Annotated in this window: 18 protein-coding genes; 8 read left to right on the top strand and 10 right to left on the bottom strand. The window is 72.9% G+C overall.

Annotated features, from left to right (window positions below):
* Nucleotides 1-36 precede the first annotated feature (36 nt).
* Entirely contained in the window at nt 37-2,400 is a 2,364-nt protein-coding gene (locus KBX43_RS03225) for a TIM-barrel domain-containing protein (RefSeq protein ID WP_210882930.1), read from the bottom strand.
* A 115-nt stretch (nt 2,401-2,515) separates the two neighbouring features.
* Between KBX43_RS03225 and KBX43_RS03220 the strand changes: the two genes are divergently transcribed.
* Nucleotides 2,516-4,510: a beta-galactosidase gene (locus KBX43_RS03220; protein WP_210882928.1), complete on the top strand. Its 1,995-nt coding sequence runs from the start codon at nt 2,516-2,518 to the stop codon at nt 4,508-4,510.
* Between the two features lie 54 nt (nt 4,511-4,564).
* On the opposite strand, the gene KBX43_RS03215 is transcribed toward KBX43_RS03220, so the two are convergent.
* Entirely contained in the window at nt 4,565-5,215 is a 651-nt protein-coding gene (locus tag KBX43_RS03215; RefSeq protein WP_043324080.1) for a LysE family translocator, read from the bottom strand.
* Nucleotides 5,216-5,414: 199 nt separating this feature from the next.
* Here KBX43_RS03215 and KBX43_RS03210 point away from each other — a divergent pair, with 199 nt between their 5' ends.
* Both KBX43_RS03210 and KBX43_RS03205 read left to right on the top strand, forming a co-directional pair.
* Complete coding sequence (locus tag KBX43_RS03210) at nt 5,415-5,951, top strand: GNAT family N-acetyltransferase (protein ID WP_209961894.1); 537 nt, start codon at nt 5,415-5,417, stop codon at nt 5,949-5,951.
* Between the two features lie 230 nt (nt 5,952-6,181).
* Nucleotides 6,182-6,652, top strand: coding sequence for a DUF1992 domain-containing protein (locus KBX43_RS03205; RefSeq protein WP_210882926.1), 471 nt, complete (start codon nt 6,182-6,184; stop codon nt 6,650-6,652).
* Nucleotides 6,653-6,656: 4 nt separating this feature from the next.
* Here KBX43_RS03205 and KBX43_RS03200 read toward each other — a convergent pair whose 3' ends face one another.
* Together KBX43_RS03200 and KBX43_RS03195 are read right to left on the bottom strand one after the other, a co-directional pair.
* Complete coding sequence (locus KBX43_RS03200) at nt 6,657-7,223, bottom strand: DinB family protein (RefSeq protein WP_210882917.1); 567 nt, start codon at nt 7,221-7,223, stop codon at nt 6,657-6,659.
* The gene (locus KBX43_RS03195; RefSeq protein WP_210882915.1) at nt 7,220-7,996 is read right to left on the bottom strand and encodes a class I SAM-dependent methyltransferase; all 777 of its coding nucleotides are present in this window, start codon (nt 7,994-7,996) and stop codon (nt 7,220-7,222) included. Before KBX43_RS03195 ends, KBX43_RS03200 begins: the two co-directional genes overlap by 4 nt.
* Before the next feature lie 94 nt (nt 7,997-8,090).
* On the opposite strand from KBX43_RS03195, the gene KBX43_RS03190 reads away from it, so the two are divergent.
* Nucleotides 8,091-8,948, top strand: a complete 858-nt coding sequence (locus tag KBX43_RS03190) for an MBL fold metallo-hydrolase (protein WP_210882913.1) — start codon at nt 8,091-8,093, stop codon at nt 8,946-8,948.
* 4 nt (nt 8,949-8,952) lie between these two features.
* Here KBX43_RS03190 and KBX43_RS03185 read toward each other — a convergent pair whose 3' ends face one another.
* Nucleotides 8,953-9,615, bottom strand: coding sequence for a hypothetical protein (locus KBX43_RS03185; protein WP_307851458.1), 663 nt, complete (start codon nt 9,613-9,615; stop codon nt 8,953-8,955).
* 282 nt (nt 9,616-9,897) lie between these two features.
* On the opposite strand from KBX43_RS03185, the gene KBX43_RS03180 reads away from it, so the two are divergent.
* Nucleotides 9,898-10,359 (top strand): tetratricopeptide repeat protein, encoded by a 462-nt coding sequence (locus KBX43_RS03180; RefSeq protein ID WP_043324070.1) that lies wholly within the window; start codon nt 9,898-9,900, stop codon nt 10,357-10,359.
* A gap of 15 nt (nt 10,360-10,374) precedes the next feature.
* On the opposite strand, the gene KBX43_RS03175 is transcribed toward KBX43_RS03180, so the two are convergent.
* Nucleotides 10,375-10,968 (bottom strand): TetR/AcrR family transcriptional regulator, encoded by a 594-nt coding sequence (locus KBX43_RS03175; RefSeq protein WP_210882906.1) that lies wholly within the window; start codon nt 10,966-10,968, stop codon nt 10,375-10,377.
* 127 nt (nt 10,969-11,095) lie between these two features.
* Between KBX43_RS03175 and KBX43_RS03170 the strand changes: the two genes are divergently transcribed.
* Nucleotides 11,096-12,268, top strand: coding sequence for a macrolide family glycosyltransferase (locus KBX43_RS03170; RefSeq protein ID WP_374225977.1), 1,173 nt, complete (start codon nt 11,096-11,098; stop codon nt 12,266-12,268).
* An 8-nt stretch (nt 12,269-12,276) separates the two neighbouring features.
* Here the strand turns inward: KBX43_RS03170 and KBX43_RS03165 are convergent, their stop codons facing one another.
* Complete coding sequence (locus KBX43_RS03165; RefSeq protein ID WP_231915439.1) at nt 12,277-12,813, bottom strand: DUF1062 domain-containing protein; 537 nt, start codon at nt 12,811-12,813, stop codon at nt 12,277-12,279.
* Nucleotides 12,814-13,140: 327 nt separating this feature from the next.
* Between KBX43_RS03165 and KBX43_RS03160 the strand changes: the two genes are divergently transcribed.
* The gene (locus KBX43_RS03160) at nt 13,141-13,749 is read left to right on the top strand and encodes a TetR family transcriptional regulator (RefSeq protein WP_210869848.1); all 609 of its coding nucleotides are present in this window, start codon (nt 13,141-13,143) and stop codon (nt 13,747-13,749) included.
* A 68-nt stretch (nt 13,750-13,817) separates the two neighbouring features.
* Nucleotides 13,818-15,386: an MDR family MFS transporter gene (locus KBX43_RS03155; protein ID WP_210882897.1), complete on the top strand. Its 1,569-nt coding sequence runs from the start codon at nt 13,818-13,820 to the stop codon at nt 15,384-15,386.
* Between the two features lie 66 nt (nt 15,387-15,452).
* On the opposite strand, the gene KBX43_RS03150 is transcribed toward KBX43_RS03155, so the two are convergent.
* From KBX43_RS03150 to KBX43_RS03140, 3 genes are all read right to left on the bottom strand, one after another.
* A complete protein-coding gene (locus KBX43_RS03150) occupies nt 15,453-15,761 on the bottom strand; it encodes a hypothetical protein (RefSeq protein ID WP_013286318.1) in 309 nt (102 codons plus the stop codon).
* A gap of 134 nt (nt 15,762-15,895) precedes the next feature.
* Nucleotides 15,896-16,714 carry a TIGR04222 domain-containing membrane protein gene (locus tag KBX43_RS03145; protein WP_210882895.1) on the bottom strand — a complete coding sequence of 273 codons (819 nt, stop codon included), beginning with the start codon at nt 16,712-16,714 and terminating at the stop codon, nt 15,896-15,898.
* A 13-nt stretch (nt 16,715-16,727) separates the two neighbouring features.
* Nucleotides 16,728-18,269: a glycosyltransferase family 39 protein gene (locus KBX43_RS03140; RefSeq protein ID WP_210882893.1), complete on the bottom strand. Its 1,542-nt coding sequence runs from the start codon at nt 18,267-18,269 to the stop codon at nt 16,728-16,730.
* Nucleotides 18,270-18,335 lie beyond the last annotated feature (66 nt).

The following is an 18,335-nucleotide window of genomic DNA, read 5'->3' as shown; positions in this document are numbered from 1 at the left end:
TCCTGCGCCCGGCCCTGGGTTCGGCTAAAGCTTAAACTAAATAGGCGCGATCCCGGCCGGGTGGGCCCGGCCGGGGAACCACGGCACGAACGGCGTCACCGGGACCGGCTCGCCGTCGAGCACCACCCGGCGCGGCGGGTCCGTGCCGACCACGCTGACCTGCCGCACGTCCAGCGGCCCGTCGACGCGTACCCGCAGCGTGTCGCCGTCGCGCACGGCGGTGACCGTGGTGTCGCCGTCGGGGTCGCGCACCACGCTCACGCCGTCCACGCCGCCCCAGGCCACCACCGTGACGTCCCGGAACGGGCCGGTTCCGACCGTCGTCGCGGGCGCCACCGTGGGAATCAGGGCGCCGTGCCGCACGTACAGCGGCAGGCGGTCCAGCGGCACGCTCACCCGCAGGTGCCGTCCGCCGGTGTGCCGCTGCCCGGTGTACGCGTCCAGCCAGTCGTCGCCGGTCGGCAGGTAGACGGTGCGCTCGCCGGACCTGTCGAGCACCGGCGCCACCAGCAGGTCCGGGCCGAGGCGGTACTGGAGGTCGGCGGTCCAGGCGGCCGGGTCCTCCGGGGTGTCGACGAGCAGCGCGCGCATCATCGGGCTGCCGGTGCGGGCGCTGTCCACTGCCGACGACCAGAGGTACGGCAGCAGCCGGTAGCGCAGGCGCAGCGCGTCCACCGCGTGCCGTTGCGCCTCGGGCGGGAACTCCCACGGCAGCCGGCTGGTGGTGCCGTGCAGCCGTACCAGTGGTGAGAGCGCGCCGAACTGGGTCCAGCGCACGTACAGGTCCGGTTCGGGGGTGCCGTGGAAGCCGCCGGTGTCGTGGCTCCAGAACGGCACCCCGGACAGCCCGTGGGACAGACCGCCGCGCAGCGTGCTGGCCATGCCGGGCCAGGTGGCGTTGACGTCGCCGCTCCACTGGGCGCTGTGCCGCTGGCCGCCCAGGTACGACGAGCGCGCCCACACGGTGCGGTGCCCGGCCACCTCCTCGGTGACGTCGGCGACCGCGTCGTTGAACAGCAGCGCGTACACGTTGTGCAGCTCGACGCCGGTCATGCCGTTGTGGGCGACGGCGTCGGCGGGCACGCCCTCGGCGAAGTCGGTCTTGAACACGGCGACGCCCTGGGCGAGCAGCGGGCGCAGCAGGTCCTGGAACCAGCTCACCGCGGCCGGGTTGGTGAGGTCCACGATCGCGCAGACCGGGTAGCTGCCGTGCCACGTGTCGGCGACGTACGTGCTTCCGTCCGGGCGGCGCAGGAAGTAGCCGGCGGCCTCGGCCTCGGCGTAGAGCGGGCTGCCGGTCATCAGGTACGGGTTCATCCACAGGCACACCCGGAAGCCCTGCTCGGTGAGGTCCTTGAGCATGCCGTCCGGGTCGGGGAAGGCGTCGGTGTCCCAGCGCAGGTCCGACCAGTGTCCGGCGACCTGCCAGTAGCAGTCCAGGTGCAGCACGTCGCAGGGGATGTCGTCCGCGCGGATGCGCCGGGCCCGTTCCAGCACGCGCTGCTGGCTGTCCGGGAAGAAGCCGGAGGAGATCCACGCGCCGAACGCCCACCGCGGCGGCAGGTACGGCCGGCCGGTCAGCGTGTCGAGCCGGTCGAGCACCTGCGCCGGGGTGGGTCCGGCGAGCACGTAGTAGTCGAGCAGGTCGTCCGGGACGAGGATCTGCACGCTGCTGTGCGTGCTGGCGCACATGTCGAACTGCACCGGCAGCCCGCTGTCGACGAGTATGCCGTAGCCGCGGTCGGACAGGTAGAACGGCACGTTCTTGTGCGACCGGTCGGACTCGCCGCCGAAGGCGTCGAAGTTCCACATCAGCGGCCGCTGGCCGCGCTTGTCCAGTGGGGTGAACTTCTCGCCGAAGCCGACGAACCGCTCGTCGCCCGGCGCGACGAAGCTCTCGTGCCAGGCCACCGGCTCCCCGTCGACAGTGGAGCGGCCCAGCGGCAGCGTGCGGCGGCGGCCGCTGATGTCGCGGGTGCCGGCGTCGGAGGCCAGCAGCAGCTGTCCGTCCGGAGTGTGGAACCGCAGCCCCCACGGGTCCAGGCTCAGCTCGGCGACCATGCCACCGGCCGCCACCCGGACCTGCCCGTCGGCGACGGTCACGGTGGCCGGGTGGGGCTGCGGGTGGACCAGTGTCAGCGCCGGTGCGGACCGGCTGCGTACCGAGGGGTCGTCGGCGAGGCGTACCCGGATGATCCCGTCCCCGGCGGCCTCGACGCGCGTGACCAGCGTGCGGCCGGACGCGCAGGTCGCGGTGAGCGTGACCCCGTGCGCGTCGGTCGCGGCGACCTCGGCCTGCAGCACGTCGTCGGCGCCCTCCTCGCCGGGGGCGCGGACCGGCAGGTCGGGCGGGTCGGCCACGAAGGTCTCGTACGGGACCAGCGGCGGGCGGTACGGCATGGGCGTCTCCTCGCGGCGTCCACGGGCGGTCCCGCCAGTTTCTTTGGAAGCCCAACTAACTGTCAATGATCGACGCCATTGACTTTCCGTCTCACCTGTTCCTATTTTGGCCGGGATGACAACTAAAGTGCCGTGGAGCGACGGGCGGCTCTGCTACGGCGGCGACTGGAACCCGGAACAGTGGCCGCCGGAGGTGTGGCGCGAGGACGTCGCCCTGATGCGCGCCGCCGGGGTCGACCTGGTCACCGTCGGCGTGTTCGCCTGGTCCCGGCTGGAACCCGAACCCGGCCGCCACACGTTCGACTGGCTCGACCGCGTCCTGGACCTGCTGCACGCGAACGGCATCCGGGCCGCCCTGGCCACCCCCACCGCGTCGCCGCCGCCGTGGTTCTCGCTGCGGCACCCGGACGCGCTGCCGGTCACCGCCGACGGCGTCCGCCTGACCCACGGCAGCCGCGACACCTACTGCGCCGCCGCGCCCGCGTACCGCGACGCCGCCCGCAGCATCGCCGAGGTGCTGGCCGCCCGGTACGCGCACCACCCGGCGCTCGCGCTGTGGCACGTGCACAACGAGTACGGCACCACCTGCCACTGCCCGCACACCGAGGCGGCGTTCCGCCGCTGGCTCACCGGCCGGTACGGCGACCTCGACGCGCTGAACGACGCCTGGGTGACCAGCTTCTGGAGCCAGCACTACTCCGACTGGGCGCAGGTCGGCACGCCCCGCGCCACGCAATATCTCGCGAACCCCGGCCAGCTGCTCGACTTCCGCCGATTCTGGTCCGACACGCTGCTGTCCGCGTACACCGAGCAGCGTGACCTGCTACGCGCGGCGAACCCTTCTGTGCCGGTCACCACCAATTACGTGCTCGGCGACTGGGTGCCGGTGGACCACGCCCGCTGGGCGCACGAGGTCGACGTGGTCGCGATCGACCACTACCCGTCCGCGGTCGGCGCGGGCGCGCAGGAGCAGACCGCGTTCGCCGCCGACGTGGCCCGCGGCTGGGCCCGCCACGGCACCGGGCGGCCGTGGCTGCTGATGGAGAGCGCCCCCAACCAGATCCACGTCGCCGGGCGGATGCACACCAAGGAGCCCGGCCGGATGACCCGGCACAGCCTCGCCCACGTGGCACGCGGCTCGGCCGGGGTGATGTTCTTCCAGTGGCGCGCCCCGGCCGGCGGCGCGGAACGGTTCCACTCCGCGGTGGTGTCGCACGCCGGGGCGGACACCCGCGTGTTCCGCGAGGCCGCCGACCTGGGCGCCGCGCTGGGCCGGCTCGCCGGGACCGCGCCGGGCCGCGTCGAGGCGGGCGTGGCCATCGCGTACGACGCGGCGAGCGGCTGGGCGCTGCGGCACCCGGGAATGCCCCGCGCCGGACTCGACCACCCCGGCGAGGCGGCTGCCGCGCACCGGGCGCTGTGGCACGCGGGGGTCACCGCCGACGTGGTGCCGCCCGGCGCCCCGCTCGACGATCACCGGCTGCTCGTTCTCCCGGCCCTCTACCTGGCCTCGGACGCCACAGTCGACTGGGTACGCCGGCACGTCGACACCGGCGGGCACCTGCTGGTGACCTGGCTCAGCGGTGTCGCCGACGAGCACGCCCGGGTACGCCTCGGCGGCTACCCGGGCGCGTACCGGGACCTGCTCGGCGTACGGGTGGAGGAGTTCCACCCGCTCGCCGACGACGAACACGTGCCGCTGACCGGCGGCGGGACCGGCCGGATCTGGTCCGAGACGGTGCACCCGGCCGGCGCGGAGACGATCAGCGCGTACGCCGGGGGAGTGCTTGACGGCCGTCCCGCGATCACCCGGCACCGGATCGGTGACGCGTACGCCTGGTACGTCTCCACCCGCCCCGACGACGACACCTATCGGCGGTTGCTCACCGAGGCAGCAGGGCTCGCCGGTGTGACCCCGACCTGTCCCGGAGCGCCCGAGGGTGTCGAGGCGGTACGCCGCCACGACGGCCTGCTCTACCTGCTCAACCACACCGACCGGCCGCAGCGGGTGCCGGTCACCGGGCTCGACCTGCTGACCGGCGCGACGGCCGACGGCTCGTTGACGGTGCCGCCGGGTGGTGTTGCGGTCGTGCGCGAGGAGCCGTCGTGACGTCGCCCCGGCGGCATGCGTTCGTGACGGACGGCTTGGGTGCGCGTACCCCGGTCAGGGGGTGGCGACGGCGGCGCGGGAGCGGTCCGCGGCGATCCGCACCGCGAGCGCGGCAAGCACCGTGCCCATCACCCACCGCTGCAGGCGCGCCCAGCCCGGCCGCCGGGTGAGGAACGCCGACACCGAACCGGCGCTCAGCACGATCAGCGCGTTCACGGTGAGCGCCACGACGATCTGGGTCAGGCCGAGCAGCAGGCTCTGCACCGCCACGTGCCCGCGCGCCGGGTCGACGAACTGCGGCAGCAGCGACACGTACAGGATGGCGATCTTGGGGTTGAGCAGGTTGGTGACCAGGCCCATGGTGAACAGGCGCCGGGGCCGGTCCGGCGGCAACGGCGTCGGGGTGAACGCCGACGTGCCGCCCGGGCGCAGCGTGCGCCAGGCCAGCCACAGCAGGTACGCCGCGCCGGCCAGCTTCACCGCCGTGTACAGCGGCGGGACCAGCACGAACACGGTGGCGATGCCGGCCACCGCGGCGGCCAGGTAGACCAGGAACCCGGCTGCCACCCCGAGCAGCGACACCAGTCCGGCCCGCCGCCCCTGGGTCACCGAGCGGGACACCAGGTAGACCATGTTCGGCCCGGGCGTGAGCACCAGACCGAGCGCCACCAGGGCGATCCCCATCACCGCGCCGACTGTAACCATGTCGCCTCCCCGTTGCCGACCGTGAACCGGACCCTACGCCCACCCGCCGACACCCACCGCCCCGCCGCGCCCTCACCCCTGCTCCCACTCCGGCGATCATGAGGTTGACGGCGACAAATCGGTCACCGACGGCCGCCAACTTCATGATCGCCGGAGTCGGGGGTCAGCGCGGGGCGGGGGCGGTGGGGATACTTGTCGCATGTCGATCGTGCTGTCCGCGCCGGCGACCGCGACCGCGCCCGGTCTGCTGCTGCGCCCGTGGCGCGACGGTGACGCCGACGCGCTGATCGAGGCGTACCGGGATCCGGTGCTGCGCGCCTGGACCAGACATCCGGTGACCGGACCGGCGCAGGCGCGGGTGTTCCTGCGCCGCAGCCACCAGGGCTGGGCCGCCGGGCACCGGTTCATGTTCGCGGTGCTGGAGGAGGAGCAGGTGGCGGCCTGCGTGGTGCTCAAGGACGTCCGCCCGGGCCGCCCGGCCGCCGAGGTCGGCTACTGGACGGCCGCGCCGGCACGGGGCCGGGGCGTCGCGCCACGCGCGGTGGAGGCGGTCACCGGATGGGCGTTCGCCCGGTTCGCCGCCACCGGGCTGACCCACCTGGAGCTGCTGCACCAGGTCGACAACCCGGCGTCCTGCCGCGTGGCGGAAAAGAGCGGGTACGCGTTCGCCGAGGTCCTGCCGGCCCGCGCGCCGTTTCCCCGCGACGGCCACCGCCACGTCCGCCACCTGCCCTGACTGTCCGGCCCGCCGCTGCTCTCATGAGCCGAGCAGGCGCAGCAGCACCGCCCAGCTCCCGACCAGGCAGGCCGTCGCCACAGCGAGGTCGATGAGCCAGTCGCGCACGCCGGCGCCCCCTCACCCCGGGGGCACGCTACGCGGCGGTCCGCGCGGGAACAGCTCGGCCCCGCGCAACGCTGACTCTTGTCGGACGGCGGCGGCTACCGTGGGTACGGGAGGTGACGGCGGTGACGACAGCCTGGGAGGCCGCGGTCGAGGCGCAGATCCGCTCGGCCCAGGAACGCGGCGAGTTCGACAACCTGCCGGGCGCCGGCAAGCCCATCCCGGGGCGCGACACGCCCTACGACGAGGGCTGGTGGATCCGCAGCTTCAAGGAGCGCGAGCAGATCCCGTCCGACCTGCTGCTGCCCACGCCGCTGCAGCTGCGCCGCCGCATCGAACAGCTTCCGGTCGAGCTGCGTGACCTGCCCACCGAGGAAGCCGTCCGGTCGTACGTGGCGGCGCTCAACACCGAGGTGGTGGCCTGGCTGCGTACCCCGACCGGGCCACGTGTGGTGGTCCGCCCGGTGAACGTCGAGGACGCGGTGCGCGGCTGGCGTGCCGATCGGGAACGGGCCGCGCCGGTCGTCACGACGTCGGAGCCACCCCGTGCCGCGTCGGCCCGCCCGCGCCGTCGTTGGCGCTGGTGGCGCCGCTGAGCGTTCAGGGGCGCGCCGCCTGCCAGGTCCACGAGGTGCGTCGTGGCCGGTCGCCGAGCGGCGCGCGGCCGGTCAGCCACAGCAGCACCGGCGCCGGCCTGCCGTCGGGCGCATCCGGGAACAACCGGCTCACCACCCGGGCGCACAGCTCGGCGGGTGGCGACCAGTCCAGGCCGAGCCCTCGGGTCAGGTCGTGTGTGTGCAGCAGGATCTCGGCCACGCCCATCGCGGCGAAGCCGCCCGGATCGCAGGGGCCGAAGTGCCACGCCCGGTCGTTCGGGCTCGCGGCGTCGACAGTGGCGGCCAGGATCCCGGCCGCGGCCGCCGCGACGGTGAGCACCTCGGCGGGCGCGGCGTCCGCGTGTACCCGCAGGTCGTACGGGAGGTAGCCGCCGTCGGGCCGGCCGGACACCTGACCGGCGTACGCGATCAGGTCGTGCGCGATGTGCGCGGCCGTGGTCCAGCAGGACCAGTCCAGGTCTCCCGCGCGTACCGTCCAGTCCCGGTCGGCGGCGGGCCGCAGCACGGCGGTCGTCGCCGCGGCGGCGGCGCGGAGGTCCGCGCCGTTCACAATCGCCGCACGCGCAGCACACAGGTGAGCATCGGCAGCGTGAACTCGCCGTCGGCGGTCTCCGGCCGGCTCGCCAGGTACGCGCGGATACGGTCGAGCGTCTCCGTGCGCTCCCGCTCCGGCATGACCAGCATCCCGGCCCTGGTGGCGAGCGTCGCCACGAGCGAGTCGGCGGTCCGGCGCTGCCCGTGCGGGAACTCCGCCTGCTCGGGCGAGCCGAACCGGGCCTCGCCGGTCTTCGGCAGGTGCATGGTCGCCGTGGCGTCGCGCCAGCTCGCGGGCGTGTCCCGGGGGCCGATGGCGGCGCTTCCGCTGACCGCCGCGAGCCCGGCCACCCAGTCGACCCGGTCGTCCACGGCGTTCCACAGTCCGGCCAGGACACCGCCGGGGGAGAGGACGCGGGCGATCTCCGGCCCGGCCACTGCCATGTCGAACCAGTGCATGGCGTTGCCGGCGACCACGGCGTCGACGGAGGCGTGCGGCAGCGGGATCGCCTCGGCGCTGCCGGACAGCGCCCGTACCCCAGGCAGGGTGCGGCGGAGTTCGGCGAGCATCGCCGGGTCCGGCTCGACGGCCGTGACGTCGTCGCTCACCTCGGCCAGCGTGGCGGTGAGCTTGCCGGTGCCCGCGCCGAGGTCGAGCACCCGCGCACCGGGTGCGGGTTCGAGCGCCCACCGCAGGGAGGCCCGCGCGTAGTCCGGGCGGTGTTCGGCGTACGCGGTGGCCGCTGCGCCGAACGACGAGGAGTGCCGGCGTCGTGCGTCTTCGTCCATCGGGTCACCCTATCGACGGGCGCCTTCGGCTGCGGCCCTCGCGGCGCCGTTCGGACAGCCACCAGCGCGAGAACGGGCGCACTACCATCTGCGCATGGACTCCAGCGGGACGTCTGTCGAGGCCATCTTCTTCGGCACCACGACCGTCTGGCTGTCCGACGGGACGTCCGGCATCCTGATCGACGGCTTCCTGAGCAGGCCCTCGCTGCTCCGCGTCGCGTTCGGTCGCGTCGCTCCCGACCTCGGGCGGATCACCGGCGCTCTCGCCCGGGCCGGGGTGACCCGTCTCGACGCGCTCTTCGTCGCCCACTCCCACTACGACCACGTCATGGATGCCCCCGAGGTCGTCAAGCATCTCGGGGGCAGGCTCTTCGGTTCCGAGTCGACCCTGAACGTGGGGCGTGGCGCGGGCCTCGCCGAGGAGTCGATGACACGCATCGCGGACGGCGACGAGCACACAGTCGGCGCGTTCACCGTGCGCGTACTCGCCGGCGTCCACAGCCCCGGCAACAGGTTCCCGGGCACGATCGACGAACCACTCGTCCCGCCAGTCCGGGCAGGCAGCTACCGCGACGGTGGATGCTTCTCCTTCTTCGTCACCCATCCCGGCGGTTCGCTGCTGATCCACCCGAGCGCCAACTTCGTACCCGGCAAGTTCGACGGACTCGACGTCGACGTCCTCTACCTCGCGACAGGCGCTCTGGGTGTTCAGCCGCGGCGGTTCCAGGACGACTACTGGCGGCACGTAGTGGAAGCGACACGGCCCGGCCTCATCGTGCCGATCCACTGGGACAACTTCTTCGTGTCGCTGGACCGCAGGCTCCGCCCGCTGCCGCCCGTCTTCGACAGGTTCGCCGCGACGAAGGCGTTCCTCGACCGCAGGAGTGCGGAGGCCCGGATCCCCGTACGGTTCCCCGAGCCCTTCGAGGTGACCAGGCCGTTCGCGAGGTAGGGCGTCAGCGGAACCGGTCGACGGTGACGGGAAGCATCCCCTGCTCGCGCATCCGGGTCGTCAGGCCGTGCAGCAGCACACCGACGGCCTCATCGCGGTCGCCGAGAAGGTCGCAGGTCACGTCCAGTCCCCAGGCGGCACCCGCGGCGACGCGGCGCAGATCCCAGCGGAAGGCGTCGCCGCGGACCTGTCGGCGCGCCGATCCCAGGACACGCGTGCCGGGATCCGCCGGGTCGTCGGTGATCGGCATCTGCCACGCCTCGCTGAGTGCCGTGAGATCGTCCGGGCTCAGTTCGCCGGCGAACAGGATCCGGTAGACGCGCGTCTCACGGAACCCCGGCCGGGGTCCGGAGTCGCCCAGCCACAAAGGGGAGGGCGGCTGAGCCGCAGGGGCACCGAAGCACTCCCTGAGGGTGTCCTCGTCCGGCAGGTCCGCGCCGCAGAGATCTCGATAGAGCGCCGCCGCCGCGTCGCGGTCGACGGGCGTCACCCGCTCGCGTAACCCGGCGTCCGCACGTAGCCGCCGGCTGGTGGCCGACGCCTCGTGCCAACGCCCCTCGGACCGGATCCAACCACCGCTCACCAGCCCGGCGGAGGAGTAGTCCGGCGCGAGCAGGAACTCCTCGGCCAACAGTCCTTCCGGCGCGCCGGCGGCGTCGTACAGCACGTAGTAGTGCAGTGCGGGAGGTGAGCCGGCCATCTGGCGCGCGGGGGATGTCGTCGTCACCCGTGGATTGTCGAGCAGGCCGGGAGCCGACGGTGTTCGGCTCGCCGAACACTTTCGGTGCCGCGACTATTATCGGATTACCGGTAACAGTAATCGACCTACCTGGCCGGTCAAATAGGACGAATCGGCGCTACACCATAATGACAGTTATGTGCGGGCGAGTTCAGAGGGCCGCTGTCGGCGTACGATCACGCCACCGCAGCCGATCCCAGGGAGCAGGCGATGGTGTTCGACGCGACGCTGACCCGGATCAACGACGGCGTACAGATGCACCACCAGCACGGCCGACGGGAGGACGCCCGCGACCTGTTCGCCCGGATCTGGGACGAGATCGGCGGGGAACAGGGCGACCCCCTGCACGTCTGCGTCCTCGCCCACGCGATGGCCGACGTGCAGGACGACGTACGCCAGGAACTGGCCTGGGACCGGCGGGCGCTCGCGGCGGCCGACCTGCTCACCGACGAGCGGGTCGCGCAGGCCGGGGTGCCGATGTCGGTCGCCGGGCTGCACCCGTCGCTGCATCTGAACCTGGCGGAGTGCCACCGCAAGCTCGGTGAGTTCGACCAGGCCCGGGACCACCTCCGGCGGGCCCGGGAGGGGATCGGCGCGCTCGGCGACGACGGCTACGGAAAGCTGATAAGGGCTGGGCTCGATCGGCTGTCGCAGGAACTGGCCGCAGGATAGACCGCAGACGACTGGCTAGCCGCTGGTGCGCGCTGACGGGGTGACGGCGGCGACGACCAGGTCGACGATCCCATCGGCGTAGTCGTCGGTCAGCGGGCCGTTGCGCAGCAGCCAGCGGTGGTACAGCGGGCCGAACAGCAGCTCCACCACCAGGTCCAGGGCAGCGTCGGGGCGTACCTGGCCGGCCTCGCGGGCGGCCTCCAGCCGGGCGCGGACCGCGTTCAACTGAGGACGGAGCAGCCGGTCGCGCGCCTGGGCGGCCAGGTCCTCGTCGGCGAGCGTCTCGATGGTGATGGCACGGGTGGTGGCGGACAGCCGGGGATCGGCGAACTCGGCGACTGTGGCCCGGAGAACCGCACGCAGATCAGCCCGCAGGTCACCGGTGTCGGGCAGCGCGATCACCTCCGGCATGTCGTCGGCGAGCGCGTCCAGGATGACCGCGCCCTTGCCGCGCCACCAGCGGTAGATGGTCTGCTTGCCGACCCCGGCGCGGGCGGCGATCGCCTCGACGGTCAGGGCCGAATAGCCGGTCTCGGTCAGCAGCTCCAGGGCGGCGGCGAGGATCGCGCGACGGGACTGCTCATTGCGGCGGCTGGGCTGCGGAGTCACACCGGCAGCCTACCGCGAGACGAGACGTATCGTCTTGACGGAGGTGGTCGTGCCGTGCTCTGCTGGGCAAGCGAGACGGGACGTCTCGTCTCAGCAGAGATCAGGAGAACACTTGCCGCACATCGCCATGGTCAGCATCCCGTTCCACGGCCACGTCAACCCGAGCTTGGAGATCATCCGTACCCTGGTGCGGCGCGGCCACCGGGTCACGTACGCCAACGACCCCGCCTTCACCGAGGTCGTCCGCGCCACCGGCGCCGAGCTGAAGCCGTACACCTCGACGCTGCCCGCCGACGGCGGCGCCGGCATCGACGACCCGATCGCGCAGCTCACGCTCTTCCTCGACGACGCGATCGCCATGCTGCCGCAGCTGCGGGCCGCCTACGCCGACGACCGGCCGGACCTGTTCCTCTACGACATCGCCGGCGCGCCGGCCCGGCTGCTCGGCGAGCAGTGGGGGATTCCGGCCGTTCAACTGTCCTCGACGTTCGTGGCCTGGGACGGCTACGAGCAGGAGATGGCATCCGCTGTGGAGGCGATGCGGGCCGATCCGCGCGGCGCCGACTACTACCGGCGGTTCACCGCATGGCTGACCGCCGAGGGTTCCTCGGTCACCGACAGCATGGCGTTCCAGGGGCGGCCGCCCCGCAGCCTCGTCCTGCCGCCGGAGGCGCTCCAGCCGAACGCCGACCGCGTAGACCGGTCGGTCTACAGCTTCGTCGGCCCGGTGCTGGGCGACCGCGCCGAGCAGGGTTCCTGGGTACGACCGGAGCACGCCGGGAAGGTGCTGCTCGTCTCGCTCGGCTCCGCCTTCACCAGGCAGCCCGAGTTCTACCGCCGCTGCGTCGCCGCGTTCGGCGACCTGCCCGGCTGGCACACCGTCCTGCAGATCGGCGAGCACGTCGACCGGGCCGAACTCGGTCCCGTCCCGGACAGCGTCGAGGTCCACCGGTGGGTGCCGCAGCTGGCCGTCCTGGAGCAGGCGGATGCCTTCGTCACCCACGCCGGCATGGGCGGCAGCAGCGAAGGTCTCTACTGCGGGACGCCGATGATCGCCGTACCGCAGGCGGCCGACCAGTTCGCGAACGCCGAGCAGCTGGCCGCGCTCGGCGTCGCCCGGGTCGTCGACTCGGGCACCGTCACCGCCGCGGAGCTGCGCGAGACGTTGCTCGCCCTCACGTCGGACCCGGCCGTGGTGGCCCGCAGCGCCGAGCTGAAGCGGCAGGCCCGCGCCGCCGGGGGCGCCGACCGGGCCGCCGACCTGATCGAGGCCGAACTCGCCGTCGCGCTCGGCGGGTAGAGCCGTGGTCAGTCCTCCGCCAGCACCGTGAAGGTGAATGCGGTGCTCGTCGGACGGTTCAGCGGGATGTCGCACTTGACCCGGCGCAGCACCTCGGACCGGGTGAGGCCGAACCGGTGGGCGATGAGCCGGTCCGGGCGTACCGGCACCGGGTCGTCGAACGTGACGTTTACCTGCACCGGCCACCCGTCGAGCGGTACGACCGGCGCGTCCAGGCGCCACGCTCCGGTCCAGTCGAGGGTGAAGTGGCAGCGCCGGGCGAACGCCGGGTCCAGCAGTGTGGCCGCCACCAGGTCGGGATCGTTGAGTTGGTGGCCGTGCAGATCGGTGGGATCGAACGAGCTGACCGCCGCCCGCTCACGGACGGTGAGCTTGCTGGTCCGGCCGCAGGACACGCAGTGCACCAGCAGCCAGACGTCCAGCAGCTTGCCGTTGGCGTTGACGCGGAACCGGCCCCGGGCGGCGGTGGCCGTCTCCGCCCGGCAGATGACGCAGCGCAGCGACAGCAGCGGAAGGCGGGTCCGGCGTACGACCCAGGGCAGCACGATATGAGGTTGGGATGACATGGAGACCTGATCTCTGAAGACCTGACGCGAGGCCGATTACGCGCGGCCTCGGACGCTGTGGCCGGGCGCGCGAGGGCAGCCCGGGGAGCCGTCGCGCAGGCGACGGCTACAGGCGTGGGAACGTGTCAGGTTCTAGAGAGCAGGAGGGGTCACGCGGAATCGTCCTTCTTCGCTGCGACAGGAGTGCGGGAACCGTACGGGACGTGCGGAACCGCTCTCAACCCGTTTTCCGGCACCGCTGCGTCACGCATCACTTCACTGACTAAAAGTTTGCAGTCGCTGCAAGATCGCTCGTAGGGTCGTGGCGTGACCACGGATCAGAGCCGCCCCGGCCTGCGCGACCGCAAGAAGCGGCAGACCCGCGCCGCCCTCAGCGCCGCCGCGCTTCGGCTGGTCGCCGAGCGTGGCCTGGACCAGGTGACGGTGGAGGAGATCAGCGAGGCCGCCGACGTGTCGGCCCGCACCTTCTTCAACTACTTCCCCAGCAAGGACGAGGCGCTGCTCGGCGACCAGCCGACCGACCGCGAGGTGCTTGCCGCCCACATCGTCGCCGCGCCGCCGGAGATGTCCGCGTTCGACGCGCTGCGGCTGGCCTTCGGCGACGTCGTCGAAGCCGTCGAGGCCGACCGGGAGGTGTGGCTGCTGCGGCTGCGGGTCATCGCGGCAAACCCGTCGCTTCTTCCGCGTCTGATCAGCGGCAACGCCGAGACCGAACAGGTGATCGTCGCGGCGGTGGCCGCCCGGCTGGGCCTCGACCCGTGCCACGGCCACCCGACGCTCGTCACCGCTGTCGCCGGCGCGGTCTTCCGCACGGCCCTCATGCAGTGGGTCGAGCGACCCGACACGACGACGCTGCGCGAGCTGACCGCCGAGGCGTTCGCCGCCGTCGCCGCCGGCCTGCCCGATCCGTCCTGACCCCTCCCATCCGTACCGGCCGCCGCCGTCGCGCGGCCGCTCGCACGTGCACACCGACAAGGAGTTCGATGACCACCGCCACTGTTCCACCCGCCGAGACGGGTACGCGGATGTCACGCCGGGAGGTTCTCCAGGCGTTGTCCGGCCTGATGGTCGGCATGTTCGTGGCGATCCTCGCCTCGACGGTGGTGGCGAACGCGCTGCCCCGGATCATCGCCGACCTCAACGGCAGCCAGACCGTCTACACCTGGATCGTCACCAGCGAGCTGCTGGCGATGACCGCGACGGTCCCGCTGTGGGGCAAGATGGCCGACCTCTACAGCAAGAAGCTGCTGATCCAGTTGTCCCTCGGCCTTTTCGTGGTCGGCTCGCTGGTCGCCGGATTCACCCCGAACGTCGAGGTGCTGCTGCTCAGCCGGGTCATCCAGGGCATCGGCGCGGGCGGCATGACCGCGCTCGCCACGATCGTCATGGCGGCCATGATCCCGCCGCGTGAGCTGGGCCGGTACGCCGGCATCTTCGGCGCGGTCTTCGGTGTCGGCACCATCGCCGGCCCGCTGATCGGCGGCGTCCTGGTCGACACGTCCTGGCTCGGCTGGCGCTGGTGCTTCCTGATCGGTGTGCCGTTCAGCCTGCTGTCCATCGCGCTGCTGCAGAAGACGCTGCACCTTCCGGTGGTCCGCCGCAGGGTCCGCATCGACTGGCTCGGCGCCCTGCTGATCACCTCGGGTGTGTCCACGCTGCTGATCTGGTCGTCGCTGGCCGGGAACAAGTTCGACTGGGCGTCCGGCTGGACCGCGCTGCTGGTCGGCGGCGGGCTGGCGCTGCTCGCGCTCGCCGTGTTCGTCGAGTCCCGCACCGAGGAACCGATCATCCCGCTCGGCATCTTCCGCAACCGCACCGTCAGCCTCACCACGATCGCGAGCATTCTGGTGGGCGTGGCGATGTTCGGCGGCACCGTGTTCCTGTCGCAGTACTTCCAGACCTCGCTCGGCAAGTCGCCGACGGTGGCCGGCCTGATGAGCCTGCCGATGGTCCTCGGCCTGCTGGTCTCCTCGACCGTGGCGGGTCAGCTGATCACCAAGTACGGCCGGTGGAAGATGTTCCTGGTCGCCGGCGCCGCGGTGATGACCGTCGGCATGCTGCTGCTGAGCACCATCGACGCGAACACGAGCGTGCCGATGCTCTCGGTGTACATGGCGGTGCTGGGCGTCGGTGTGGGCATGCTGCTGCAGAACCTGGTGCTGGCCGCGCAGAACGACGTGCCCGCCGCCGAGCTGGGCGCGGCGACCTCGGTGCTGACGTTCTTCCGCAGCATGGGCGGCGCGGTCGGGGTCAGCGCGCTCGGCGCCGTCCTGGCCAACCGGGTCACGTCGCTGACCACCGAGAAGCTCGGGCCGCTGGCCACCGGCGGCGGATCGGCCGAGGTGCCGGACCTGTCGGCCCTGCCGGAGCCGGTGCTGCGGATCGTGCAGGAGGTCTACGGCACCGCGACGTCGGAGATGTTCCTCATCGGCGCGCCGTTCGCGCTGCTCGCCCTGGTCGTCGTGCTGTTCATCAAGGAGAAGCCGCTGAACACGCTCAGCGGTGACGAGCGCCGGGCCCGTGAGGAGGCGGCGGCCGCCGGGATGCACTGATCCCGCACGGTCGAGCGTGGGGCCGCCCCCGGGAGTCACCGGGGGCGGCCCCTTGTGCGATACCGGTCAGCGCTCCGTACGGTCGTTGATCTCGGTGCCGGACTCGCCGGGCATGGCGCCGATCGACTCCTCGGCGGCCCGGCCGCCGGTGCTCTCGTCGCCCTGCTTCAGCGAACTGCGGGGCAGCCCGGCCAGGTGAGCCGGGTCCTCGATCGGCTGGGGCGGCCACTGGTCCTGCGTACCGTCGGTCACCCCGGCGCGGCGCAGCGCCTCGACCAGTTGGTCCGGCGACAGGCGGTCGACCTCCTGTATCCCGGCCCCGCGCGCAATCGCCTGCAGTGTCTTCAGGTCTTCGCTCACGAATGTCTCGGCCATGCCCGAGCCTTCCCGCCCCTCAAGACAAGGAAACCGGCGGGCCTGCCACCGCCAGGTCGATCATGAAGTTGTACCGGACAAACCGGGCGCCGGACACCGTCAACCTCATGATCGACGCAAAATGGGAGGTTCGGTCAGCGGCGGGCGGGTTTGCGGGCGGGGCGCGGGCGGTCCCGGTCCGGGTCGATCCCCACCTGGACGGCGAACGCCGGGTCCACGGCCAGCAGGGGGCGGGGGCCGAACAGCGCCATTCCGGTGAGCAGCGTGTCGGTGTCGCGGCCCTGCCAGACCGGGCGGCGCTCGGGGTCGAGGTCGGCGTGCTCGCGGCGCAGCCGCCGCAGCAGGCGCCGGGCGGCGGACCCGGTCTCCGGCACCTCGGTCAGCCACCAGCCGCCGAGCGCGGTGGCCAGGCAGCACAGCAGGAGTCCGGCGACCGAGGCGGGACCACCGGCGGAGCGCCCCTCGACGGCGCTGTCCACGAGCCGGGTCAGCCCGACTACGGCGACCGCGAACAGCGGCACCGTGCCCAGCGCGATCCGCCGCCGCTGCGCGCGGGTGAGCAGCCAGCCGTCGCGGACCAGCCGCCCGACCGTACGGCGCAGCGCCCGGCCCACCTCCGGGTCGGCGAGCACCGCGGCCCAGGTCTGCGGGCGGCGCAGCGCGCTGTGCAGGGCGCGCACCAGCGCGGGCGAACCGGCCGGGGGACGCCCCTGCGCGTGCAGGGTGGCCAGCTCGCCGATCTCGACGCCACCGGCGCGGCGCAGCGCGGCCACCCCGAGCTGGCAGGCCAGCAGCGCCCGATCGGTCAGGTACGCCAGCTCGACCCGGTCGGGCGTCGCGCCCCGGGCACGGCGGCCGGTCAGTTCGCGTACCGCGATCGCGATCGCGACGGCCACGGCGACCGCGCCGAGGTAGTCGAGGAGGAAGATCGACCCGCTGACTCCCCAGAGCATGGCGGCAAGTATGTCAGGAGCCGTGCCGTACCTCGGAGTCCCAGATCTGCGACCACTGGCGGCGCAGCCCTCGGGCGACGAAGATCGGCTCGCCGTTCTCGTCGTTGTCGACGTCGACCCGCTGGTCGACCCGGCCGACCTCGGTGACCTCGGTGAACCAGGCGCGCAACCGGTCCGGGCGGGACCAGCCGACGACGATCACCACGTCGGCGTCGTCGGGCGGCCGGCCGAACGTGGCCATGCTGTTGTGCCCCGAGTACGCGCGGGGCAGTCCCCGCTGCGGCCCGTACCGAGCCAGCGCGCCGGCCTCGCCGTAGTTGCCGGTCAGCACCACCGCCCGGTCCCGCTCGGGCGGGGGCAGGGCGCGGTGCACGGCGGCGACCGAGTCGGCGAACTCGGGCCAGCCGATGGTCTCGCCCGCGTCGTAGTTCGCCGCGACCACGAACCCGGGCAGCCGGTCGGCGGGCAGCGTGGGCAGCAGCAGCACCGCGCTGCTCGCGGCCATCAGCACGGCGGCGGTGACCAGCAGCGCCTGCCGGATCCGGGGCGCGCCCCGCCGCGCCCATTCGACGGCCGGCACCACCCCGGCGGCGGTGAGCACCAGCAGCAGCGGCGCGTCATAGTAGCCCTTGCCGCCGGCCACCAGCACGATCGTGACCACCACCAGCCAGGCCCAGGCAAGCGACCGGTACGCCGCCCAGGACGGCCGGCGCAGCAGCGCGGCCAGCCCGGCCACCCACACCGGAACCGCGAACGGGCTGATGATCAGGAACTGGAGCACCACCGCGTCGATCCGGCCGCTGTAGGAGCTGTCGCCGCCTGCGATCGACGCGGCGACGTCGAGCTGCGGGAAGCCGTGCGCGGCCTGCCACGCCGCGTACGGCACGGCGAGCAGCACGGCGACGCCCGTGCCGGCGAGCACCCACCGGTCGCTCAGTAGCCGGCGTGGCCCGGCGATCAGCACCCCGGCGACCAGGCCGACGCCGAGCAGGGCGGGCAGCGGCTTGTTGAGCAGGCCGACGCCGAGCGCGAGCCCGGCGCCGAGCGCCCACCGGGTGTCGCCGGTGCGCAGCATCCGCACCACGCACAGCGCCGCGGCCAGCCACACCAGCAGGTCGACGCTCGTGGTGCTGAGCAGGTGGCCGCCGGCCAGCACGATGCCCGAGGCGGCGGCGAGCACCGCCGCGGCCGTCTGGGTGACGCGGTCGGCGCCGAACTGCCGGGCGATCGCGGCGACCAGCACCACCGCCGCGCCGCCGATGAACGCCGACGGGGTACGCAGCACGACCAGGTTGCCCGGCGCGATCGTGTCGGCCAGCCGCGCCAGCGCCGGCACGAGCGGCCCCTGGTCGACGTAGCCCCAGTCGAGGTGCCGGCCGCACAGCAGGAAGTACAGCTCGTCGCGGTGGTAGCCGTAGCGGCCGGCGAGCGACAGCAGTACGGCGGTGAGGACCGCGCCCACCACCATGGGCGCTGCGGTACGCGGACCGGCGGGCGGCGGGCCACCGGGCGCGGCGGCCTGGCTCCGATCGACGTCGGCGACTGATTCGGCCACCTGCCCATGATGGACCGCACCGGTGGGCCGTCGATGCCCCGTGACCCTCGGCCGGGTGGACGGAAA

Origin of the sequence: Micromonospora sp. C41 (genome assembly GCF_018070485.1) — a bacterium.
Classification (GTDB): Bacteria; Actinomycetota; Actinomycetes; order Mycobacteriales; family Micromonosporaceae; genus Micromonospora; species Micromonospora chalcea.
Note: the sequence above shows the minus strand (reverse complement) of the source record. Positions and strands in the feature narration are given on the sequence as shown.